The sequence below is a fragment of the Maribacter caenipelagi genome (assembly GCF_004364175.1).
GTDB classification, from domain to species: Bacteria; Bacteroidota; Bacteroidia; order Flavobacteriales; family Flavobacteriaceae; genus Maribacter; species Maribacter caenipelagi.
Genome location: NZ_SNZW01000016.1, coordinates 1 through 21,440, shown reverse-complemented (window position 1 = coordinate 21,440; position 21,440 = coordinate 1). Strand labels below are relative to the sequence as shown.

Here is a 21,440-nt window from a genome sequence, read left to right as displayed (position 1 = left end):
TTGAACGCGTTAGTTAAGTACGAAATTACCTACTTAACAAGTAGCGATTTGTTATATTTAATATATGGTTAAGCCAGAGATACCCAAAAATGAGCAAAAGCGATTAGAAGCATTACAAAGTTTCAATGTTCTTGACACCTTAGAAGAAAAAGAATACGATGCCATAACACGTATTGCAGCAGACATTTGTAATACCCCTATGGCATTAGTTTCATTAATAGATGAAGACAGACAATGGTTTAAATCCCATCATGGCATAGATGCTACCGAAACCCCAAGAGAATTAGCTTTTTGCGCTCACGCCATTAATACTCCCGATTCCTTATTTTTAGTAAACGACGCCAGTAAAGATGAACGCTTTGCCGATAACCCCTTAGTAACCGGTGGACCATCAGTGCAGTTTTATGCAGGTGCTCCTTTAAATACTAAAGAGGGTGAATCTATAGGCACATTATGCGTGATAGACATAAAACCCCGAACTACATTTACCGAAAAGCAACAAGCATCTTTAAAAGACCTTGCTGATCAGGTAATGGCACAGCTAGAACTTCGAAGACAAAATATTAAGGAAAAGATTATTAACGAAGAATTACGTATAAAGAATAATCAACTTAAACATTTGTCGTATCGCATGGCGCATGATATGAAAACCCCCCTTCTAGGCATTAGTTCTGTGGTAGGATTTATTAAAGAAGATTTTTCCGATTTTTTCAAAGACACAGAATTACCAAATTATTTAAGTATTATTGATAATAGAGTTGAATATATGGAGTCCTTAATTAACGGAATCATCAATTACAACTCTATAACAAATGCTGAGATAAAACTAGAGGACTTTAATGTTTCAAAAGAAATACAGCATGTACTCAGCAAACATTCTGATAGCGAATCTGTTTCATTACAATTAGAAAATTGCGATCACAGCATAAAACATTCTTTAAATAGCTTTAACCAAATTTTTAGAGACTTAATATCTAACAGTATTAAATTTACCAATAAGTCCAATATTGAAATTATAGTTTCTTTTAGCGAAAACGAAAACGCTTATTCTTTCACCTATGAAGATAACGGACCAGGAATACCCGAGAAATACTGGAAAAAGGTTTTCCTATTATTTGAAAAACTAAGTACAGACGGAGCAACAGATACTGGTATTGGTTTAACGACAATTAAAGAACTCATAGAAAAATTAGGAGGAGATATTACTATTGGCAAGCGTAATGCTAATCAAGAAGGTGTGCTTTTTCATTTTAAACTTTCAAAAAATATCTCTTAAATGACCATAAGAATATGAAACATTTAATCTTGTTTTTTATGGCAATTATCAACTTTAACTCTGTCCCATAAATTAGTATATTGAAGGTAACGTGCAGTCATTCTAAAAACGTAAAGCAGGAAACTTATGTAGTATTAAATACGAAATATAACTTTTGCAATTTTGTCAAGTAGAACAGAACTGTCTTTTCCTTAAATAATATGAACGGGCTCGTAAAGACTATAGCACATCAAGTATTTAAAAAGAAGAATAGCTAATATGGAACTAAATAGATACTCTAGATTAGAAAAAAAGCCTCTATATAATAGAGGCTTAAATTTCATAAATTAAATTATAATTACTTTGCTACATTGACAGCTCTTGTCTCACGTATTACAGTAACCTTGACCTGACCAGGATAGGTCATATCTGTTTGTATTTTCTGAGAAATCTCAAAAGACAATTGAGCAGCTCTATCATCGTTAACTTTCTCGCTCTCAACAATTACACGAAGCTCTCTACCAGCTTGTATCGCATAAGCCTTCTGTACACCACTAAAACCAAATGCAATCTCTTCAAGATCTTTTAAACGCTGAATATAAGAATCTAACACTTGTCTTCTTGCACCTGGTCTTGCACCACTGATGGCATCACAAACCTGTACTATAGGAGCAATAAGGGTTTTCATTTCAATTTCATCGTGGTGAGCACCAATGGCATTACAGACCTCTGGTTTTTCACCAAACTTTTCTGCCCACTGCATACCTAGAATAGCGTGTGGTGTTTCTATCTCATTTTCAGTATTGGGTACTTTACCTATATCATGTAAAAGTCCGGCACGTTTAGCGATTTTAGGATTCAATCCTAATTCAGAAGCCATAACCCCACAAAGTTTGGCAACTTCTCTTGAGTGTTGTAGTAAGTTTTGACCATAAGAAGATCTATACTTCATTCTACCAACGGCACGTATCAGCTCTGGGTGTAAACCATGAATACCCAAGTCGATAACGGTACGTTTACCTATTTCAACGATTTCTGCCTCTATTTGCTTTTCGGTCTTCTTAACAATCTCTTCAATTCTTGCAGGATGAATTCTACCATCTGTAACTAACTTATGAAGTGAAAGTCTTGCTACCTCTCTTCTAACAGAATCAAAGCAAGAAAGTATAATAGCTTCTGGCGTATCATCAACAATAATCTCAACTCCGGTCGCAGCTTCTAAAGCTCTTATGTTTCTACCTTCTCTACCAATAATTCTACCTTTAACATCATCAGATTCAATATTGAAAACAGATACACAGTTTTCAACTGCTTCTTCTGTACCAATTCTCTGAATGGTATTAATTATAATTTTACGAGCTTCTTGTTGTGCTGTAAGTTTAGATTCTTCAACTGTAGATTGTATGTAAGCCATAGCATCTGACTTTGCAGTTTCTTTCAAACTTTCTACCAACTGATTTTTAGCTTCGTCTGCAGATAGACCAGAAATAACTTCTAGCTGTTGAATTTGGCTTTTATGCATTTTATCCAACTCCTCATGACGTTTGTCAAAAAGTTCTTTTTTCTGCTCTACGTCTTTCAGTTTATTATCTAGCTGAGAGTTCATGTTCTTGTTTTTGGCAAGTTCACTACTTACTTGAGACTCTTTATCTCTAGTTCTTTTCTCTGCTTCACTTATCTTTCTGTCTTTGCTATTAATTACCTTTTCATGCTCAGCTTTTAATTCTAAAAACTTTTCTTTCGCCTGTAAAATTTTTTCTTTCTTGACACTCTCTCCCTCAGCATTTGCATCTTTTAATATGCGTTCAGCGTCTTTCTTTGCGTTTATTATGGTCTTAGAGGCTTTCCCTTTTTCCAAAAATTTTGCTATTGCAAAACCGATTGCCAGCCCAACTATTGCGGCAATAATTATCATTGTACTATCCATAGTGTAATTTATTAATAAAAAAAAGCCCACATTGGAGAAGTTTTGATCAAACTCCGGTAAACAGGTTTAGGGCTAACAGACTGATCAAGGATCCCTATACAAGTAGGGCTTGCTTTTACAATCTAAACTCACCCTTTTTAAAAAAATAAATGTTGAGTTTGTCAAAAGGTATTACCAATGTGGGCAGTAACTTAATGTATTTAAAAGAACGTTTTTATTTCAAAGCTAATTTAGATGTCACCAAATCTTCAAGCGCCTGTAAACGCTCTTCAGCTTCTTTGGTTCCTTCTGTTTGCTCTATGCCATTCTGTTCAATTTTTGACGCAAACTGCAAGGCGCACATGGCCAAAACATCTTGTTTGTCTCTAACTGCGTAATTCTGCTCAAATTTTTTAGCCAACTGTTCTATATTTTTAGCGGCTTTACGCAAGCCTTCTTCCTGAGCAGGGTCAATAGTCAATGGGTAGACCCTATCAGCAATAGAAAGTTTTATTTTGAGCTTTTCTGACATATTATTATAAACATTACTCCGACAATTGAGCTATACAATGGTCCAACTCTCGTATTAATGTATTTATTTTAAGCTTAGCTTCTGTTTTATTGGTATTACTGCCAAGCATTGAATTTGCAAGTTTGAGTGAATTATATTTTTCTTCCCATTCAGACACCGTCTTACTGGCATTTTCTTGTGAAGATTTTATATTCCTTAATTCCTTTTCCAATTCAATATTAGCATTGTTTAAAACCTCAAGTTTATGCAACAATTTGCTAATTTTATTTTCTAAAGAATCAACGATTTTAATTAACTCGCCCATACATTACAATCAATGCGATTTACACAAAGTTAACATACATTATATGACTTAGCAATAGTTTTGTGAAATATTCGCAATTCTGCTGTTCTTAATTCCAGAATACATTACAATAAGCTCTTTATAATAATTTTAGCGTGCTCAACTTCATCGAATTGTTAATGATTAATTATTTTCGCAGTATTGCTGTCAACCTATGAAAAAAATATCCCTTGGTCTGTTATTATTATTTTGTTTTAGTCTTTTCGCACAAGAAAATTATCCGAAAGATGCTTTTGGACCACCAATGGATATCCCCATTATTTTAGCGGGTACATTTGGTGAGCTACGTTCTAACCATTTTCATTCTGGTGTCGACATTAAAACACAGCAGCGAGAAGGAATTCCAATAAACGCTATCGGCGATGGTACCATTACCCGTATAAAGGTTTCTCTTTGGGGCTATGGAAAAGTTCTATATATCGCTCACCCAAATGGGTATACTTCGGTTTATGGGCACCTTCAAAAATTCTCACCTGCTATTGAAGCGTATATCAAAAAATTACAATACAATAAAAAGTCGTTTGAAGTCGAGGTATTTCCCGATTACGGAGAATTAAAGGTTTCTAAAGGTGAACTAATTGCATATAGTGGTAATACGGGTGGATCCGCTGGTCCGCATTTACATTTTGAAATAAGAAGCAGTATTTCTGAAAAGCCGACAAACCCTTTAATGTATGGTTTAGATGTTGCCGATGCTACAAATCCCATCCTAGAAAAACTATTTGCTTATCCCCTTACAGATAAATCTCATGTCAATAATAATTATGAAAGAACACAGGTAAATTTCAGCAAGCAGAGCGATGGAACATTTTTAGCAGATAAAGTTACTGCCCTAGGTGATATTGGTGTAGGTTTTATTGGCTTTGACAGATTAGATATGGCTGCTAATAAAAACGGCGTATATAGTGTAGAACTTAGTGTAAATGGAAAAATATATTCTCTGTACGATTTTGAGTCATTTTCTTTTGGGGAAACTAGATACATAAACACCCTCGTAGATTATGACTATTACGGTAGAAATAGACAAAAGATTCAAAAAAGCTTTAAATCTCCAGGAAACAACCTGAGCATCTATAAAGATTTATATAACGATGGTAAAATAAAAATAAACGAAGGCCTAAGCTATACCGCAAAATTATTGATCAAAGATTACGCAGGTAATAAGATAGAACTTCATATACCAATTAAAGGCGTAAAGAATTTATTAGGTAATAAAAAGGAAATAACGAAAACCGACAATTACGTGATTGCCAAAAAACCTAATAATTTTGATTTAGGTGGTGCCAAGGTTTATTTCCCAACAAATACTTTTTATGAAGATTTCTATATCGATTTGAAGAAGGGAAAAGACACGGTAACCATTCATAGCAACACAGTACCGGCTCATAGAAATTTTACGATAACTTTTGATGTTTCTAAATATTCAAAAGAAGAACAAAAACAATTATTCATAGCTAGGTTAGATTCTAAACTTAGACCAAACCACGCGAACACCTATAAACGTGGTAACGAGTTTACCACGCGAACTCGTAATTTAGGAACATATACCCTAGCTAAAGATTCTGTTGCCCCAACCATTAGAACTAAAAATTTCAAAGAGAAGCAATGGTTAAATAATTACAAATATCTGAGCGTACAAATAGCAGATGATTTAAGTGGTGTAGATAAATATTCTGCCACCTTAAATGGTGAATGGATTTTAATGGAATATGAGCCTAAACGCAATACGTTAACCTATAATTTTGATGATAAGATTGCAGATCAAACGCAATGTGTACTTGAAGTTAACGTTACTGATAATGTAGGGAACACGAACACCCTAACGACCTCTTTTTATAGAAAATAATATATTTGAAACTACCAAACGTTCTAAGCCTGATACTACTGCTGTGCAGCTCCATTAGTTTTGCTCAGAATGCTACTATTTCAGGTATCGTCTTAGGAGATAATAATAAACCCTTACCAAACGTAAATATTACGAGTAAAGGTTTAGGAACCACATCAAATTCTGACGGGTTTTACATTTTAGAGATTACCTCAGATGAAGAGAACACCATAATTTTCTCTCACATTGCATATTTGGATGTTGTATTAGAAAAGTTAATATTAAATACGAACGAAACGTTTGAGTTCAACCCTATTTTAAAAAGTGATGTCACCCAAATAGACGGAGTAACCGTTTCTGCCACTGGCCAAAAAGAAGCAAGTAATATTTTAAACATATCTCCAGAAAAAATTAGAAAGATACCAGGTGCAAATTCTGGAGTAGAAACAATTTTGAAGCTGTTACCCGGCGTATCGTCAAACAATGAATTAAGTACACAATATGCTGTACGTGGTGGCAACTACGATGAAAACTTAGTGTATGTAAACGAAATAGAAGTTTATAGACCTTTTTTAATCCGTTCTGCACAACAAGAAGGCTTAAGCTTTGTAAATAGTGACTTAGTACAAAACGTAAAATTTTCAGCTGGTGGTTTTCAAGCAAAGTATGGCGATAAGCTAGCATCTGTTCTAGATATTAAGTATAAGACCCCTACCCTATTTTCTTTAAGGGCAGACTTAAGTTTTCTTGGTGCAAGCGCAAGTCTAGAAACTATTTCTAAAAACCAAAAATTGAGCTCTGTTTCTGGTGTGCGATATAGAAACAACTCCCTATTGGTTAATAGTCAGCAGACACAGAGTAATTTTAACCCAGCTTTTACCGATGTACAGAGTTATTTAACGTATCGAATCTCCCCTAAATTTCAACTCAATTTTCTAGGAAACTTAGCAGTTAACGATTATAAAAACGAACCTTTAAATAGACAAACTAATTTTGGAACTATAGACAATCCGCAGGCATTAGTGGTGTATTATGAAGGGCAAGAAAATAACAAATACACTACAGCTTTAGGTGCTTTAAAAGGAAGTTATTTTTTAAATGAAAAGACCACTTTAAAACTTATAACCTCTATCTATCATACCATTGAAGAAGAATATTCAGATGTTATTGCAGCCTATGAACTTGGTGATGTTGATAGTAATTTAGGTAGCGATACAGCAGGTGAGGTAGTAACATCTCGCGGAATTGGTTCTCAGTTCAATCGAACAAGAAACGATTTAGACGCCTTAATTTTTAACGTAGAGCACAAAGGTTCTCACACCATAAATAATTCTATTTTGGAATGGGGCGCAAAATATACCCATGAAGATATACGAGATCAACTGCGAGAATCTGAATTTATAGACTCTGCCGGATTCTCCATAAGACCACCTCGTCCTGAATTCATTAATAATCAGCCATCTGAACCTTTTGTCGCACCTCTGGTTGCTTATAGTGGTTTAAATGCTCTAAATTTTGTAAAAACTAACCGATTTTCTGGCTATGTTCAATTAGGCACCCAAAAAACATGGAACAATGCAGATGTATACTATAATATAGGTGTACGATCGCATCATTGGACGGTGAGCGGTACTGGTGTCGAAAAAGTATCACAAACCGTATTTAGTCCGCGTGCACAATTCGCTATAAAGCCCGAATGGGATAAGGATATGCTCTTTCGAATATCTGCGGGAGTTTATCATCAACCACCTTTTTATCGAGAATTACGTGACAATACCGGTACTATACAACCTGATGTAAAAGCACAAAAAGCCTTTCATCTCGTTGCCGGAAACGAATATAGTTTCTTGCTTTGGGACAGACCTTTTACCTTGATTAGCGAAGCATATTTCAAGAAATTAGAAAATGTAAATCCGTATACCTTAGAAGATGTTCGCATTCGCTATGCTGCTAATAATGAAGCAGAAGCCTATGTCTACGGTGCCGAAGTTAGAATGAATGGTGCCTTTGTACCTGGCACAGAATCTTGGGTAAGTCTTGGTTACTTGAAAACCGAGGAAAATATAAATAATAGAGGCTACATTCCTCGCCCTACAGATCAACGGGTAAAATTCGCTATTCTATTTCAAGATTACATTCCTAGAATACCCGATTTAAAAATGTATTTGAATTTAGTTTATCAAACAGGTGTACCTGGCGGGTCGCCTAGTTATTCCGACCCTTACATTTTTCAGAATAGATTAAGAGATTATAAACGTGCAGATTTAGGAATTTCCTATATTTTTGCAAATAAGGACAAAAAATTTCAAAGAACACATTGGCTTCATAAATTTAAAGAATTGAGTTTGGGTTTTGAAATATTTAATTTATTCAACAATCAGAATTCAATTACCAATACTTGGGTAAGAGATGCAGACAGCAAGAATGAATATGCCGTACCAAATTACCTTACTTCAAGAGTATTGAATTTAAAATTAGGATTACGCCTTTAAACATTTCAGATGAAAAGAATACTTTTCTTATTAGCACTTACTACTTCTTTTGCCGTTATGGCTCAGAAAAACATTTATGAAAGTCCGAGTTTTGACAACTTAAGCTCTGATCATAATATTCTAGCCATTATACCCTTCTTGACTAATTTAGACTTGAATGAAAAAATCTCTAAATCTGAACAAAAAAGATTGGAAGAGAACGAAGGTTATGCCGTACAAAATGCTTTAGAAACTTACTTCTCTAAACGAAGTAAGAAGAAAAAACTGCCGGTAACTTTTCAAAACATAGAAAACACCGCAGCTATTCTAGCTAAAAAAAATATTAGCTATGACAACATCGATGTATATACAACGAAGGAGCTTAGTGAGATTTTAGGGGTAGATGGCATTATCAGTGGCACTTTAGATTTGAACATTCTATTATCTAACGGCGTACCTACAGAATTTAGCTTTACCGATTATTTCTCTGGTGGTGCTAATTATGGTCGTATTGGCATTAAGATAAGCGATGGCGATTCTGGTAAATTACTTTGGAAATACGAAAAGGAAATCAATAAGAAGACCGGTAAAAACACCACAGACCTTATTGATCGTATGATGAAATTAGCAATTAGAAAATTCCCTTACGAAAGAGAACGCAAACGCGATCGTAAAAATTAATTACGCCTCTATAATACCTTTTAAAACATCGATTGTATAATCGATATCTTCTTTTGTATTATACGTTGAAAAAGAAAATCGCACAGATGGCTTTTTCATATCTTCAGCAGATAATATTTGGTTAAGCACGTGTGAACCAGCATCACTACCAGATTGGCAAGCACTACCTTTAGAACAAGCTATCCCTTTCATATCAAGATTAAATAACAAAAGCATAGCCTTGTCTTCTGTAATTGGTAAACATACATTCACCAGTGTATACGTACTTTTCTCCAAATCACCAGAATGCCCATTAAATTTGGCTCCTTGTATTTCTTTATAAACCTTATCGATAAAGTAAGATTTTAAGTCCTCAACATATTTCTTTTCTTCATCTAAGTTGTCATAAGCATGGATGAAAGCTTCCTCAAGACCCACTATATTATGAAAAGACTCCGTACCAGCTCTAAGTCCGCGTTCTTGTGATCCACCAGATATCATACAGCTTAAGCCAGAATTCTTACGAATAAAAGCAAAACCAATTCCTTTAGGTCCATGAAACTTATGTGCTGCCGCTGCTAAAAAATCAATAGGAAATGCTTTTACATCCCAATTATAATGACCAAGAGATTGTACGGTATCAGAATGAACCAAAGCCCCATATTTCTTCGACAATAGTGTGATTTCTTCTAAGTCGATTTTGTTTCCTATTTCATTGTTTACATGCATTAAACTAACCAACTTCTTAGATTCATCTTTTTGTAAAAGGATTTCTAAATGGGCAATATCTGGATTACCAAATGCATCTAAATCCACATATAATAATTGTATTAAGCCCTTTTGTTCTAATTCTTCTACGGTATGCAAAACTGCATGGTGCTCAATTCTTGTAGTAATAATTGTCTTTACGTCTAAATCACGAACGGTACATCTAATAATCATATTATCTGCCTCGGTACCACCAGATGTAAAAATAATTTCTGAAGGTTGTGCATTAATATACTTAGCAATAGTTTTACGCGCACTTTCAATAGCTGTCTTTGCTGTTCTACCAAAACTATGGGTAGAAGAAGGATTGCCATAAGTACCTAAGGCCTCCTGCATTTTTGCAATAACATTAGGGTGAACTTGCGTTGTAGCGGCATTATCTAAATATACATTTTTCATAAAGGTGCACTCTTATATAAATAAAGAACAAAAATAGTTAATTAACCCACAATTGACAGTGAAGCTACAGACAGATTTCCAATTTTTAAATTAAATTTGAATTATGAAAAAATACCTTTTAATTGGTTGTTCGATTTTGTTCTTTGGATGTAATGATGGTGACCTTCAAATAGAAACTGTTGATTTTGATAGTATAGAAACAGTTCAAAGTTGCAATGATATTTCTACCACGACCGAAAATGTATTGTTCAAGATAAATGGTGATGAGGCTTTAATTTTGACCATCCCTAGCGGACTATTAAAAAATGAAGTCACGGTATCTAGCTTAGAAAGTGCGGTACCTGGTAATTCGCAAATTAGTTATAGAATTTTTTCAGAAACTGTTACTAGTGCATATTTTTGCGATTCGCCACCACCACTTACACCAACTGTTTTAGAAGAAATTGAAGCTGAAGGTGGCAGTATAATTGTAACGACAACGACTGAGGATAGTACTACATTCACCCATACCATTCAGCTAAGCGGCATTACCTTTTTAAATGAAAATGGTAGTAGAATTACAGATTTACAAATAAATGAATTTGGCACTGTAACTACGACAATAGAGTAGTCTAAAAATTCTGAAAAATATAGACCTCGGTTGCCCCTAACCCATATTTTTGATAATCGGCATCGTAATATTTAACGTTGTCGTATTTTCGAAATAGATAACCTAGCTCTTCTTTGAGTACCCCCTCACCAACGCCATGTATAAATACAATTTTCTGTATTCTTTTACTGATAGCAAAATCTAACTGACGTTTGGCAGTATCTAACTGTAGGTTGAGCATATCGAACTTACTCACCGATTTAGGGTTTTTCATTAATTGATTGATATGTAAATCAACTTCCATCTTTGGTGCCGTTCTTTCTTTTGACTTTAAAACAGACGTCTTTCTGCGCTTGGGTATTTCCTTTTCCTTTTTAATTTGAGCAACTTCATAATTAGATACTCGAATATCATCGGCGATTAATACTAGTTCATGAGCAGCGAAAGTTAACGGAAAACCATCGTCACTTAACATTGTAATAGTATTACCATTAATAGTTTCAACAACGCCTTTAATAACGTCATCAATTGTTTCTACGGTATCGCCAATATTAAAATGAGACATGTTTTTGTTTTGAATACACAAAAATAATGGTAATTTTCGGACTATTAATTTATTTACAGATGCGCCTTAAGGCATTAATTATTTTTCTGGGATTAGAAAGTTTTATGCTACCCTGTTTTACAAAACAGTTATTAGGGGTTGATTGCCCTGGCTGTGGATTACAGCGTTCACTATTATTTTTAATAAAGGGTGAGTTTATATCAGCTTTTTTAATGTACCCGGCTATATACCCTATGTTATTACTTTTTGGCTTTTTAGGCCTTAATAAGCTATACCCATTTAAACATTCGAACACAATTACAATTACGCTTATGGTAAGTACCGTAGGTTTTATTTTAACCAATTACATATTAAAATTTATCTAATAACTAAACCTTTAAATTATGGAACAACAAAAATTACCTAATGTAACTATTGCTCTTATATTGAGTATTGTCTCTTTTTTATGCTGCTGCGTAAGTGCAGGTATAGGAGGAGTCATTATGTCTGGTATTTCATTGATTTTAGTAAACAAAGACACTAAAACTTATCAAGAAAATCCGCAAGAGTATTCCAACTTTAGTACGCTTAAAACAACTAAAATAGTAGCTATAATTGGACTAGTCTTAGGAGCTTTATCACTTATATGGACAGTTTACTCTATAGTTTCTATGGGTGGCTGGGATGCATATATGGAACAAACCTCTGAAATTTATGAACAACTTGGAATACCAATGGAATAAATGAACAATACAGAATACAAACAAATACCAGGTGCTAGTAACGCATTAACTTTTGGCATTTTATCTATCGTTTTAACCTTGTTCTGTTGTGGACCATTTGGTGCTATTTTCAGTATTATTGGTTTAAGCAATGCAAAAAAAGCTAAGAACTTTTATGAAGCAAACCCTGGAAATTATAGAGGATATGAAAATGTAAACACTGGTAAGATTTTATCATACATTGGGCTTGCATTAGCTGCAATTCTCTTAATATTCACGATTATTTATTTTGGATTGATCATAGCATTTTTCGCGACAACAGATTTCCAATAATTATATTATAATCAAAAAAAAAATCCCCGATTTACATTGGGGATTTTTTATTACTAGTTTTTAAACTCTTTCAATGTTTTAATAATAATAGAAACACAATCTAAAAGCTGTTCTTTTGTCATCACCAGTGGTGGCGCAAATCTTATAATATTACCATGAGTCGGTTTTGCCAGTAATCCGTTTTCTTTTAACGCCATACAAATATCCCACGCAGTAGAACTATCTTCACTATCATTAATAAGTATTGCATTTAAAAGACCTTTACCACGAACACTATTAACCAAATCTGTAGTAGGTATAAACTTATTTAGTTCTGCTCTAAAAAGCTCTCCTAATTCAAATGCATTTTCTGCAAGTTTCTCTTCTTTTACTACTTCTAGAGCAGCCATACCAACAGCTGCAGCAATTGGGTTACCACCAAAAGTACTACCATGGTTTCCTGGTCGTATTACATTCATAATGGCATCATTAGCCAAAACCGCAGAAACTGGGTATGCACCACCAGATAGAGCTTTACCTAATATTAAAATATCTGGTTTAATCTCAGGTGTTCCACTACAATGCTTATCTGAACAAGAACAATTGCCACAAGTTGCCAATAAACGACCTGTTCTAGCGATACCAGTCTGTACTTCATCAGCAATAAAAAGTACATTATACTTTTCGCATAATGCCTTAGCGCCGCTTAAATAACCTTCAGAAGGCACATAAACTCCTGCTTCACCTTGAATAGGTTCTACTAAGAAACCTGCTATATTCGAATTTGTTTTAAGAACTTCTTCAAGGGCAGATAAACTATCATACTCTATTTTAATGAATCCGTCTGTATATGGTCCAAAATTCTTACGAGCTACAGGATCGTTAGAGAAAGAGATAATCGTAGTTGTACGACCGTGAAAATTATTCTCACAAACAATGATTTCAGCCGCATTCTCTGCAATTCCCTTCTCTTCATATGCCCATTTTCTACAGATCTTCAAAGCCGTCTCTACAGCTTCTGCACCCGTATTCATTGGCAACAACTTATCGAAATGAAAAGTTTCTGTTGCATATTTCTCATACTTACCCAACATATCATTGTAAAATGCTCTAGAGGTCAAAGACAATGTTTTGGCTTGCTCTGTCATCGCGTTTACAATTTTTGGGTGACAATGACCCTGATTTACTGCGGAGTATGCAGAAAGGAAATCATAATACTTTTTTCCTTCCACATCCCAAACATGAACACCTTCTCCTTTGCTTAATACAACAGGTAATGGGTGGTAATTGTGAGCTCCGTGTTTTTCTTCTAATGCAATAGCATCCTTAGAAGTGATGTTTTCTAAAATTGACATGATAAAAATTACTTTAAATAAAACTTTAGCAATTCCTTCTATACCTTTTTCCTTTCAAATCCCGAAAAGTTAACGGGGCGAAAATTCAGCGTGGGAGAGAAATCATCCTGTAGAAATACAAACTTAATAAATATTTTTTTTGAACTACTATAAAACCTAAAAGAACCTATGAACTACGATAATATGTGACCATTAACAAAAATTTGTGTCCTAATAAATACAACCAATTTATTATAAAAAGAACACTATGAATTATTTAGAGAACATGATGACTAGCCTTTCTAACTCAGTTGGAGATTTTTTACCTACTACAATTGGCGCAATACTTATTCTTTTAATAGGATGGTTTATTGCCGGATTTCTAAAAAGGTTTATTACCAAATTAATTAAACGAACCAATATCGATAGTAAACTCGGCTCAGGTAAAGTTGTACTTTCTTCCTTTATAGGGAAACTTGTATACTTCTTTATCATGATTTTTGTTTTCATGCTAGCTTTAGAAAAGCTAGGCATGACAAGTGTATTAGACCCAGTCAAAAATTTATTAAATGGCTTTACAGATTACATACCTAATATAGTAGGTGCAGGTCTAGTGGGCTACATCGGTTATATGTTGGCTACCATAGTTTCTGAACTAGTAGGTCTTTCTGGCGAAACTATACAAAGCTTTGTACCTAAATTAAAATTACCAGAGAATTTAGATTTAGTAAACATACTTAAAAAAGTAGTTTTCATTTTTATATTTATACCATTATTGATAACGGCTCTGAATATATTAAATATGGATGCTATTTCTGTACCAGCTACACATATGCTAGAACAGTTCTTCAATGCAATTCCTAAAATAATTGTTGCTGTACTTATTCTATTAATCTTCGTTATCGGAGGTAAATTTGTTGCTGGCTTAGTAACCGATTTATTAGAAAGTTTAAATTTAGACGGTATCGTCAACCGAATGAATTTAAGCAGCTTATCATCGAATACAAACCTTGCAAAACTTATAGGTAATGTTGTTTACTTTTTTATTGTTCTTTTCGGAATTACTACTGCATTAGAAAAATTAGAATTTGAAAAACTTACCAATGTACTAGACACTTTAGTAGGTGTTTCTGGAAATATCCTTTTCGGATTGGTAATTTTAATCATAGGGAACTGGATAGCTTCAACAGCCCACAAAGCAATGGCGAAAGATGATAGCAGTCTTTTTATTGCTTCAATTGTAAGAATGTGTATTTTAGCTATTTTCTTGGCAATGGGTCTTAAGACAATGGGTCTTGGCGATGAAATTATAAATATGGCTTTTGGTATTACATTAGGTACCATTGCGGTAACTATTGCTTTATCATTTGGACTTGGAGGTAGAGAAGCCGCCGGTAAACAAATGGAAAGAATTTTAAATAAATTCAATAAAACTAAATAGCAGCAAAAATTTATTTAATTTTTTAAAGTCCGGAAATCTTACATTCAAGGTTTCCGGACTTTTTCATTTTCACAAAACAAATGATTGCTTTTCTACCATATTAATCACACTTTTTTAACTAAATATAACAGACCTACTATGTTTATTAGTTATAATAAATGCCAACGGATGCTTACTTTTGCCACATGCGAAAAAAGACAAAGCGAGTGGTTTTTGAAAATGTAATGGTAACCGATGCTGCTGCAAAGGGTAAAACTATTGGTAAAGCTCCAGATGGTAGGGTTATTTTCTTAAATAACACCGTACCTGGCGACGTGGTAGATGTACAAACTACCAAAAAGAGAAAAGCGTATTTTGAAGGTACGGCTATTAACTTTCATAGTCTTTCAGATAAAAGGGTAGACCCGGTTTGTCAGCATTTTAATGTTTGTGGAGGCTGCAAGTGGCAAGATATGGGCTACGAGCACCAACTTTTTTACAAGCAGAAAGAAGTGGAAAATAACCTAAAAAGAATAGGTCATTTAGATTTGCCCGAGCTTACGCCAATTCTTGGCTCAGCGCAACAATACTTCTATAGAAACAAAATGGAATTTTCTTTTTCAGATAGCCGTTGGTTAACCCTTGAAGAAGTAAAATCTGATAATCAAATAGAAGATAGAAATGCCTTAGGGTTTCATATACCGGGCATGTGGGACAAGATTTTGGACATTAAAAAATGTCACCTACAAAAAGATCCATCAAACGCAATACGTTTAGAAACCAAAAGATTTGCTACGGAGAACGGATTAACTTTTTTTAATCCAAGAAATCAATATGGCATGCTACGTACTTTAATGATACGTACGTCGTCTATCGGTGAAATCATGATATTGGTACAATTTTTTGAAAATGATAAAGAAAAAAGAGAATTACTCTTAAATCACCTTTCTGTAACTTTTCCCGAGATTACGTCTTTATTATATGTTATTAACCCTAAACAGAATGATACAATATACGATCAAGAAATTATCTGTTTTTCTGGAAGAGACCACATATTTGAAGAAATGGAAGGTTTGAAATTCAAAATCAATGCAAAATCCTTTTATCAAACAAATTCAGAACAAGCTTACGAACTATATAAAATCACCAGAAATTTTGCCGATTTAAAGGGTGATGAACTGGTTTATGATTTGTACACAGGTACTGGTACTATTGCACAATTCGTTTCTAAAAAAGCAAAAAAAGTAGTGGGTATAGAATCGGTACCTGAAGCAATTTTAGATGCCAAAGCAAATGCAGAGCGAAACGAAATAAAAAACGTTGACTTTTTTGTTGGTGACATGAAAAATGTGTTCAACGAACAGTTTATTGCTCAAAACGGTGTACCCGATGTTATTATCACAGATCCTCCACGCGATGGTATGCATAAAGATGTAGTTCAACAAATATTGAACATAGCGCCTAAAAAAGTAGTTTACGTTAGCTGTAATAGCGCAACACAGGCAAGAGATTTAGAGCTAATGAAAGAGATGTATGATATTACTAAGGTTCAGCCAGTAGATATGTTTCCACAGACCCATCACGTAGAAAATGTTGTACTTTTAGAAAAGAAAGTTTAAAATGAGAAGATTTCAAATCGGATTATTGATTTTTCTAGGGATAATGTTCTCATCATCGTGTGAGAAAGATGATATCTGCGTAGAAGGTGATACTCCCCTACTCGTCATAGAATTTTATGATATATCAGATACAGCTACCTTAAAGGAAGTTCCTAATATAAGAGTAGTTGGTGTTGGGCAAACTATTACCGTTAATACGGTGACAGATCGCAGCAATTTAAGTACCATATCAATTCCTTTAAAAACTGACGAAGATGCTACTAGTTTTATATTAATAAGCAACTCTGCTGCCAACGATGATGGAGCTGAAACAGGTAATGTTGACACCATTAATTTTACATATTCAAGAATTGAAGACTTTCTCTCTCGTGGTTGTGGTTTTGTAGTTAACTATGATGAACTAGAAGCAAATGCAACACAAGATTCCGATAATTGGATTCAAGACATCGAAATAACACAATCGTTAGTCACTAACTCAGATTCTACACATGTCAAGATATTTCATTAATCTTTTATTCTTAATAATTACTTGGTCGGCATTTAGTCAAAATAAGCCTATTGATCTAAACCCAAAAGATACTATTGAGTACAAACAGTCATATGGCTTAGGCTTGGGAATTGATTTAAGCCGAATTTTAACCGGAGCTTTAGATGATAATTATAAAGGTTTTGAAATAGTAGCTGATTATAGATTAACCCAAAATTTATATTTAGCGGCAGAATTAGGTACAGAAGAGAAAACGCGACAAGAAGACCTATATAACTTCACCACCTCGGGTAATTACATAAAATTAGGTGTAAACAAAAATACTTATGCGAACTGGTACGGTGAGCAAAACCTAATTTACATGGGTGGTCGATTAGCATTCAGTACATTCGACAATACGCTTAATAATTATCAATATTTCGATACGAATAGGTACTGGAGTCCAGATGGTTTTGCAAATGGCTCTGATATTCCTGAAAAATTTTCGGGTCTTTCTGCTACATGGATTGAGGGCGTTTTTGGTACGAAAGTTGAATTGTTCTCTAATCTATATCTGGGAGCAAGTATACGACTAGGTCTTATTTTGAGTCAAAAAGAAGATGATGATGAACGCTTTCCAAATCTTTGGATACCCGGTTTTAATAAGGTAACCTGGGATAGTAATTTCGGAATAGGATATAACTACAGCATTTCTTATTACTTACCTCTTTATAAAAAGAAAAATAAGATCAAGAAAAAGATTGAAAATTCTACAGAACCAGAAGGTCCACCCAAGCCAAAAGAACGCTTATAAAACCTTGAATCCTTTTATAAATACCCATTTCATTACTATTTTCTCAAAGCCCTCTATCCTAGTTATTGCAAATTTCGGAGCTAAAATAGAAGCAGCAATAGCTGCTATAGCAGATAAATAAAGAGAGTTCATAGATATACTCACGTATAAAATATAACGAAATAAGACAAATAGTACTGCGAAACTTAAAAAATTATAGATTAGAACTTTGTATTTTAACTTCATTGCTCCGCGTTTTTTTGATACTTCGCTTTCTTACTTCCTTCGTACATCTCATACTTTACCAAACGAGACTCTAAGTGGCTGTTAAACACTTTAATCTTGCGAGAAGGTCTTAAGCCTACAAATTTAAGAGCAGGTAGGTTACTTGTTATAAACCAAGCATTAGTACCTGGGTAGCCTTGTTTTAAAGTGTCACCTATCGCACTATAAAAGTTCTCCATTTCAATATCTAAACGCTCACCGTATGGTGGGTTAAAACACATGTGCAATGTTCCTTCTGTTTGTTTAGAGGTTTTAAAGAAATCTTTTCTTTCGACAGTTATATATTCATCAAGATTTGCATTCTCAATATTATCTTGTGCCTTTCTTACAGCAGAAGGTGCTTTATCGTAACCAATAATCTTATGATGAAACTCCCTCGTTTTCTTTAAACTTGAATCAATAATTTTCTCAAATAAATCAGCATCAAAATCTGTCCACTTCTCAAAAGCAAAACCTTTTCTATTAATATTAGCTGGTATATTACATGCGATCATTGCTGCCTCTGTTAACATTGTACCACTACCACACATTGGGTCAAGAAAGTCACATTGACCGTCCCAACCACTCAACAACAGCAAACCTGAAGCTAAAACTTCATTTATAGGCGCAATATTGGTTGCGGTACGGTAACCTCTTTTATGCAATGAATAACCAGAACTATCTAAAGAAACATTACAGTCATTATTATGAATGTGAATATTTATACGAAGATCAGGATCCTTAACATCTACATCTGGTCTTGTGCCATCTGTATCTCTAAATTTATCAACTATCGCATCTTTTGTGTTTTGCGATACATACAATGAATGTGTAAACTGTTCTGAGTTCACCGTAGCATCAATAGCAAATGTTTCACTAACAGAAAGATATTCTGTCCAATCCATTGCATAAATTTTCTTATACAAATCATTTTCATCTCTAACACGAAATGAATGTATAGGTTTTATAATTTTAATTGCTGTTCTTAAACATAGATTGGCTTTGTACATAAACCCAGTATCTCCCTCAAAAGATACATTTCTAGTTCCCTCTACAACATTACTAGCACCAAGATTTCTAAGTTCTTTCGAAAGCAGTTCTTCAAAACCAAATAAGGTCTTTGCGACCATTTTAAAATTATTACCCATATTCATCTTTTCTCGTACCGCAAAAATACGCTAATTTTGACGCCTGTTTAATTAATGACCTATTTCCTTTTTTAAAAGGTTTATCAACATCTACATGATTTATATTTTACCTATTCTGGGAGTGCTTATTAGTTTTCTTTTTGTGGTCATCACCAAACCACAAAAAAACGAATCATTTAAACTCTTACTAGCATTTAGTGGTGCTTTTCTTTTAGCGCTTACCATCTTTGAAATGCTCCCTGAAGTATATTCGACAATTGATTCTAGGTCCATTGGCGTTTTTATAATGTTGGGAATATTGTTTCAAATATTTTTAGAATTCTTCTCTAAAGGAGCTGAACATGGTCATGTACATATCTCAAAAGAGAGTCAAAATTTTCCGTGGTTACTCTTTATAAGTCTTTGTATACATTCACTTCTTGAAGGTCTTCCTATTGGTAGTAATGATACTATCATATTTGGTATTTTAATTCATAAAATTCCAATAGCCATTATATTAAGTATCTTTCTTTTAGGCTCTAATATTAAACCAGTATTAGCCGGACTCTTTATGGTATTATTTTCTATAATGACACCCCTAGGCACCTATTTAGCACATACTATTGATTTATTATCCACCTATGGAGTCTATTTAAATGCATTAGTAATTGGAGTATTTTTACATATTTCTACCGTAATATTATTTGAAAGTTCTGAAGGGCATAAATTCAATTTAAGAAAGTTATTGGTGATTATACTAGGGATAACAATCGCATATTTTTTATAAATGTTCAGTAAAGAAGACTCAAGAAAATTACGTGAAGAATTTTGGATCGCTTTTGGAAAATCATTTCCGAATAAATGGACCTTATATAAGACAAAGGTAAAAGGACTATCCTTTAAGTTTCATTTTGATTTAAAAATGGCAATGGTTTCCATTGATGTAGATTCAGATCTAGAACAACGTGTAAAGGTTTGGGATAAACTTGTAGCTTTAAAATCAATATTAGTAGATGAATATCTACCTGAAGCTATTTATGAAGATTTCTTTATTCTAGATAACAAAAAGGACATTTCCAGAATATATATTCAACTTAAAAATGTATCCATACACAACAAGAATAGTTGGAGAGAGACCATGGAGTTCTTAAATCGATCGATGTTAAAAATAGAAACGTTTTACAAGGAATATAAAAATATTATAGATTCGTAAATTATCAATGGAGCCATATACTTCTTAAATGACATCCAAGTAGATAAAGAACCAATGACATATTGCACCAGCTAGAACAAAAAGATGCCAGATAAAATGGTTGTACGGAATTCTTCTTACTGCATAAAATATAATACCAATAGTATAGAATGCCCCACCAATCATGAGTAATTGAATTCCCAGTTCAGAAGTATTATCAACTAAATTCTGAAAATCAAATACAATCAGCCAGCCCATTGCCAAGTATAATAATAATGATACAATTTCAAATCTACCTGTGAAGAATAGCTTTAAAATAGTTCCAATAGTAGCTATACCCCATACAGCAAAGAAAACCAACCATCCATTACCGTTTAAAAGTGTTATTAAAGCTACAGGAGTATATGTACCAGCTATTAAGTAATAAATATTTATATGGTCTAGAATTCTCATTCTAAGTTTCCAAATTTTATTGACGACTGCATGATATATTGTAGATACTGATAACATGCTTATTAATGACATACTATATATAACTATTCCCCACGTAGAATATTCAGATTTATGATTATTAGCATTAATCAATAAAATCATTCCTACTATAGCCAATAATGCCCCGATACCGTGAGAAATGGTATTGAACTTTTCTTCTTTCTCTAATGATTTTAAGTAAGACATTTAAATTAGTTATTATAATACCGAACATTCCTACAATCCAATATTCCATTCAATGATTATTCTAATGAATTATAAGGCAAAAATAGAACAAGAGATGAGACCATCACTCCTCTCCCTAGGCTATTAGGTATAAAAAAAGCCCCTTACATTTCTGTAAAGGGCTTTCGAAAAAGGCGGCTACCTACTCTCCCACTTGGTATAGCAGTACCATCGGCGCAAAC

General features: G+C 33.8%; 23 protein-coding genes and 1 other RNA gene. 14 read left to right on the top strand and 10 right to left on the bottom strand.

Annotated features, from left to right (window positions below):
- Nucleotides 1-64 precede the first annotated feature (64 nt).
- On the top strand, nt 65-1,276 hold the full coding sequence (locus tag DFQ03_RS12700) for a sensor histidine kinase (protein ID WP_133673562.1): 1,212 nt from the start codon (nt 65-67) through the stop codon (nt 1,274-1,276).
- Nucleotides 1,277-1,613: 337 nt separating this feature from the next.
- On the opposite strand, the gene rny is transcribed toward DFQ03_RS12700, so the two are convergent.
- From rny to DFQ03_RS12680, 4 genes are all read right to left on the bottom strand, one after another.
- Complete coding sequence (gene rny / locus DFQ03_RS12695) at nt 1,614-3,182, bottom strand: ribonuclease Y (protein ID WP_133673561.1); 1,569 nt, start codon at nt 3,180-3,182, stop codon at nt 1,614-1,616.
- 48 nt (nt 3,183-3,230) lie between these two features.
- A non-coding RNA gene (ssrS, locus tag DFQ03_RS12690) (6S RNA) lies at nt 3,231-3,340 on the bottom strand.
- A gap of 56 nt (nt 3,341-3,396) precedes the next feature.
- Entirely contained in the window at nt 3,397-3,693 is a 297-nt protein-coding gene (locus tag DFQ03_RS12685) for a cell division protein ZapA (RefSeq protein WP_073246067.1), read from the bottom strand.
- 13 nt (nt 3,694-3,706) lie between these two features.
- Entirely contained in the window at nt 3,707-3,997 is a 291-nt protein-coding gene (locus tag DFQ03_RS12680; RefSeq protein ID WP_133673560.1) for a hypothetical protein, read from the bottom strand.
- Between the two features lie 193 nt (nt 3,998-4,190).
- On the opposite strand from DFQ03_RS12680, the gene DFQ03_RS12675 reads away from it, so the two are divergent.
- Genes DFQ03_RS12675 through DFQ03_RS12665 form a run of 3 tightly spaced genes read left to right on the top strand, consistent with a single transcriptional unit; the run spans nt 4,191 to nt 9,013 of the window.
- Nucleotides 4,191-5,882, top strand: coding sequence for a M23 family metallopeptidase (locus DFQ03_RS12675; protein ID WP_133673559.1), 1,692 nt, complete (start codon nt 4,191-4,193; stop codon nt 5,880-5,882).
- 5 nt (nt 5,883-5,887) lie between these two features.
- Nucleotides 5,888-8,353, top strand: a complete 2,466-nt coding sequence (locus DFQ03_RS12670) for a TonB-dependent receptor (protein ID WP_133673558.1) — start codon at nt 5,888-5,890, stop codon at nt 8,351-8,353.
- 9 nt (nt 8,354-8,362) lie between these two features.
- Nucleotides 8,363-9,013 (top strand): hypothetical protein, encoded by a 651-nt coding sequence (locus DFQ03_RS12665; RefSeq protein WP_133673557.1) that lies wholly within the window; start codon nt 8,363-8,365, stop codon nt 9,011-9,013.
- Here DFQ03_RS12665 and DFQ03_RS12660 read toward each other — a convergent pair whose 3' ends face one another.
- Nucleotides 9,014-10,159, bottom strand: coding sequence for a cysteine desulfurase family protein (locus DFQ03_RS12660; protein ID WP_133673556.1), 1,146 nt, complete (start codon nt 10,157-10,159; stop codon nt 9,014-9,016).
- A 103-nt stretch (nt 10,160-10,262) separates the two neighbouring features.
- On the opposite strand from DFQ03_RS12660, the gene DFQ03_RS12655 reads away from it, so the two are divergent.
- Nucleotides 10,263-10,769, top strand: coding sequence for a hypothetical protein (locus DFQ03_RS12655; protein ID WP_133673555.1), 507 nt, complete (start codon nt 10,263-10,265; stop codon nt 10,767-10,769).
- Nucleotide 10,770: 1 nt separating this feature from the next.
- On the opposite strand, the gene DFQ03_RS12650 is transcribed toward DFQ03_RS12655, so the two are convergent.
- Nucleotides 10,771-11,313: a Smr/MutS family protein gene (locus DFQ03_RS12650; protein WP_133673554.1), complete on the bottom strand. Its 543-nt coding sequence runs from the start codon at nt 11,311-11,313 to the stop codon at nt 10,771-10,773.
- 26 nt (nt 11,314-11,339) lie between these two features.
- Here DFQ03_RS12650 and DFQ03_RS12645 point away from each other — a divergent pair, with 26 nt between their 5' ends.
- The 3 genes from DFQ03_RS12645 to DFQ03_RS12635 are packed head-to-tail and all read left to right on the top strand — an operon-like array spanning nt 11,340 to nt 12,347.
- A complete protein-coding gene (locus DFQ03_RS12645) occupies nt 11,340-11,678 on the top strand; it encodes a DUF2752 domain-containing protein (RefSeq protein WP_317128179.1) in 339 nt (112 codons plus the stop codon).
- 18 nt (nt 11,679-11,696) lie between these two features.
- The gene (locus DFQ03_RS12640; protein WP_133673552.1) at nt 11,697-12,035 is read left to right on the top strand and encodes a CCC motif membrane protein; all 339 of its coding nucleotides are present in this window, start codon (nt 11,697-11,699) and stop codon (nt 12,033-12,035) included.
- Nucleotides 12,036-12,347, top strand: coding sequence for a CCC motif membrane protein (locus tag DFQ03_RS12635; protein ID WP_133673551.1), 312 nt, complete (start codon nt 12,036-12,038; stop codon nt 12,345-12,347).
- A 53-nt stretch (nt 12,348-12,400) separates the two neighbouring features.
- Here the strand turns inward: DFQ03_RS12635 and rocD are convergent, their stop codons facing one another.
- The gene (rocD, locus tag DFQ03_RS12630) at nt 12,401-13,681 is read right to left on the bottom strand and encodes an ornithine--oxo-acid transaminase (RefSeq protein WP_133673550.1); all 1,281 of its coding nucleotides are present in this window, start codon (nt 13,679-13,681) and stop codon (nt 12,401-12,403) included.
- A gap of 247 nt (nt 13,682-13,928) precedes the next feature.
- Here rocD and DFQ03_RS12625 point away from each other — a divergent pair, with 247 nt between their 5' ends.
- The 4 genes from DFQ03_RS12625 to DFQ03_RS12610 all read left to right on the top strand — a co-directional run bounded on the left by DFQ03_RS12625 (nt 13,929) and on the right by DFQ03_RS12610 (nt 17,979).
- The gene (locus tag DFQ03_RS12625) at nt 13,929-15,101 is read left to right on the top strand and encodes a mechanosensitive ion channel (RefSeq protein ID WP_133673549.1); all 1,173 of its coding nucleotides are present in this window, start codon (nt 13,929-13,931) and stop codon (nt 15,099-15,101) included.
- 185 nt (nt 15,102-15,286) lie between these two features.
- Complete coding sequence (gene rlmD, locus DFQ03_RS12620) at nt 15,287-16,699, top strand: 23S rRNA (uracil(1939)-C(5))-methyltransferase RlmD (RefSeq protein ID WP_133673548.1); 1,413 nt, start codon at nt 15,287-15,289, stop codon at nt 16,697-16,699.
- 1 nt (nt 16,700) lies between these two features.
- Nucleotides 16,701-17,207: a DUF6452 family protein gene (locus tag DFQ03_RS12615; protein WP_133673547.1), complete on the top strand. Its 507-nt coding sequence runs from the start codon at nt 16,701-16,703 to the stop codon at nt 17,205-17,207.
- Entirely contained in the window at nt 17,188-17,979 is a 792-nt protein-coding gene (locus DFQ03_RS12610; RefSeq protein ID WP_133673546.1) for a DUF6048 family protein, read from the top strand. The genes DFQ03_RS12615 and DFQ03_RS12610 overlap by 20 nt, the downstream gene beginning before the upstream one ends.
- On the opposite strand, the gene DFQ03_RS18845 is transcribed toward DFQ03_RS12610, so the two are convergent.
- Both DFQ03_RS18845 and DFQ03_RS12605 read right to left on the bottom strand, forming a co-directional pair.
- Entirely contained in the window at nt 17,974-18,111 is a 138-nt protein-coding gene (locus tag DFQ03_RS18845; protein WP_166637471.1) for a hypothetical protein, read from the bottom strand. The genes DFQ03_RS12610 and DFQ03_RS18845 overlap by 6 nt on opposite strands.
- An 89-nt stretch (nt 18,112-18,200) precedes the next feature.
- Nucleotides 18,201-19,370, bottom strand: coding sequence for a THUMP domain-containing class I SAM-dependent RNA methyltransferase (locus DFQ03_RS12605; RefSeq protein ID WP_133673545.1), 1,170 nt, complete (start codon nt 19,368-19,370; stop codon nt 18,201-18,203).
- A 94-nt stretch (nt 19,371-19,464) separates the two neighbouring features.
- Between DFQ03_RS12605 and DFQ03_RS12600 the strand changes: the two genes are divergently transcribed.
- On the top strand, nt 19,465-20,136 hold the full coding sequence (locus DFQ03_RS12600) for a ZIP family metal transporter (protein WP_133673544.1): 672 nt from the start codon (nt 19,465-19,467) through the stop codon (nt 20,134-20,136).
- Nucleotides 20,137-20,562: a DUF4268 domain-containing protein gene (locus tag DFQ03_RS12595; RefSeq protein ID WP_133673543.1), complete on the top strand. Its 426-nt coding sequence runs from the start codon at nt 20,137-20,139 to the stop codon at nt 20,560-20,562.
- A gap of 24 nt (nt 20,563-20,586) precedes the next feature.
- Here the strand turns inward: DFQ03_RS12595 and trhA are convergent, their stop codons facing one another.
- The gene (gene trhA, locus DFQ03_RS12590) at nt 20,587-21,219 is read right to left on the bottom strand and encodes a PAQR family membrane homeostasis protein TrhA (RefSeq protein WP_133673542.1); all 633 of its coding nucleotides are present in this window, start codon (nt 21,217-21,219) and stop codon (nt 20,587-20,589) included.
- Nucleotides 21,220-21,440: the final 221 nt, after the last annotated feature.

What these genes read in the sequence shown, in the direction of transcription:
- DFQ03_RS12650 (WP_133673554.1), bottom strand. Translation starts at nt 11,313, where the DNA reads ATGTCTCATTTTAATATTGGCGATACCGTAGAAACAATTGATGACGTT.
- DFQ03_RS12635 (WP_133673551.1), top strand. Translation starts at nt 12,036, where the DNA reads ATGAACAATACAGAATACAAACAAATACCAGGTGCTAGTAACGCATTA.
- rny (WP_133673561.1), bottom strand. Translation starts at nt 3,182, where the DNA reads ATGGATAGTACAATGATAATTATTGCCGCAATAGTTGGGCTGGCAATC.
- DFQ03_RS12640 (WP_133673552.1), top strand. Translation starts at nt 11,697, where the DNA reads ATGGAACAACAAAAATTACCTAATGTAACTATTGCTCTTATATTGAGT.
- DFQ03_RS12655 (WP_133673555.1), top strand. Translation starts at nt 10,263, where the DNA reads ATGAAAAAATACCTTTTAATTGGTTGTTCGATTTTGTTCTTTGGATGT.
- DFQ03_RS12700 (WP_133673562.1), top strand. Translation starts at nt 65, where the DNA reads ATGGTTAAGCCAGAGATACCCAAAAATGAGCAAAAGCGATTAGAAGCA.
- DFQ03_RS12610 (WP_133673546.1), top strand. Translation starts at nt 17,188, where the DNA reads ATGTCAAGATATTTCATTAATCTTTTATTCTTAATAATTACTTGGTCG.
- DFQ03_RS12665 (WP_133673557.1), top strand. Translation starts at nt 8,363, where the DNA reads ATGAAAAGAATACTTTTCTTATTAGCACTTACTACTTCTTTTGCCGTT.
- DFQ03_RS12685 (WP_073246067.1), bottom strand. Translation starts at nt 3,693, where the DNA reads ATGTCAGAAAAGCTCAAAATAAAACTTTCTATTGCTGATAGGGTCTAC.
- DFQ03_RS12595 (WP_133673543.1), top strand. Translation starts at nt 20,137, where the DNA reads ATGTTCAGTAAAGAAGACTCAAGAAAATTACGTGAAGAATTTTGGATC.
- DFQ03_RS12625 (WP_133673549.1), top strand. Translation starts at nt 13,929, where the DNA reads ATGAATTATTTAGAGAACATGATGACTAGCCTTTCTAACTCAGTTGGA.
- DFQ03_RS12660 (WP_133673556.1), bottom strand. Translation starts at nt 10,159, where the DNA reads ATGAAAAATGTATATTTAGATAATGCCGCTACAACGCAAGTTCACCCT.
- DFQ03_RS18845 (WP_166637471.1), bottom strand. Translation starts at nt 18,111, where the DNA reads ATGAACTCTCTTTATTTATCTGCTATAGCAGCTATTGCTGCTTCTATT.
- DFQ03_RS12605 (WP_133673545.1), bottom strand. Translation starts at nt 19,370, where the DNA reads ATGGGTAATAATTTTAAAATGGTCGCAAAGACCTTATTTGGTTTTGAA.
- DFQ03_RS12680 (WP_133673560.1), bottom strand. Translation starts at nt 3,997, where the DNA reads ATGGGCGAGTTAATTAAAATCGTTGATTCTTTAGAAAATAAAATTAGC.
- DFQ03_RS12675 (WP_133673559.1), top strand. Translation starts at nt 4,191, where the DNA reads ATGAAAAAAATATCCCTTGGTCTGTTATTATTATTTTGTTTTAGTCTT.
- DFQ03_RS12600 (WP_133673544.1), top strand. Translation starts at nt 19,465, where the DNA reads ATGATTTATATTTTACCTATTCTGGGAGTGCTTATTAGTTTTCTTTTT.
- rocD (WP_133673550.1), bottom strand. Translation starts at nt 13,681, where the DNA reads ATGTCAATTTTAGAAAACATCACTTCTAAGGATGCTATTGCATTAGAA.
- trhA (WP_133673542.1), bottom strand. Translation starts at nt 21,219, where the DNA reads ATGTCTTACTTAAAATCATTAGAGAAAGAAGAAAAGTTCAATACCATT.
- DFQ03_RS12645 (WP_317128179.1), top strand. Translation starts at nt 11,340, where the DNA reads ATGGTAATTTTCGGACTATTAATTTATTTACAGATGCGCCTTAAGGCA.
- rlmD (WP_133673548.1), top strand. Translation starts at nt 15,287, where the DNA reads ATGCGAAAAAAGACAAAGCGAGTGGTTTTTGAAAATGTAATGGTAACC.
- DFQ03_RS12615 (WP_133673547.1), top strand. Translation starts at nt 16,701, where the DNA reads ATGAGAAGATTTCAAATCGGATTATTGATTTTTCTAGGGATAATGTTC.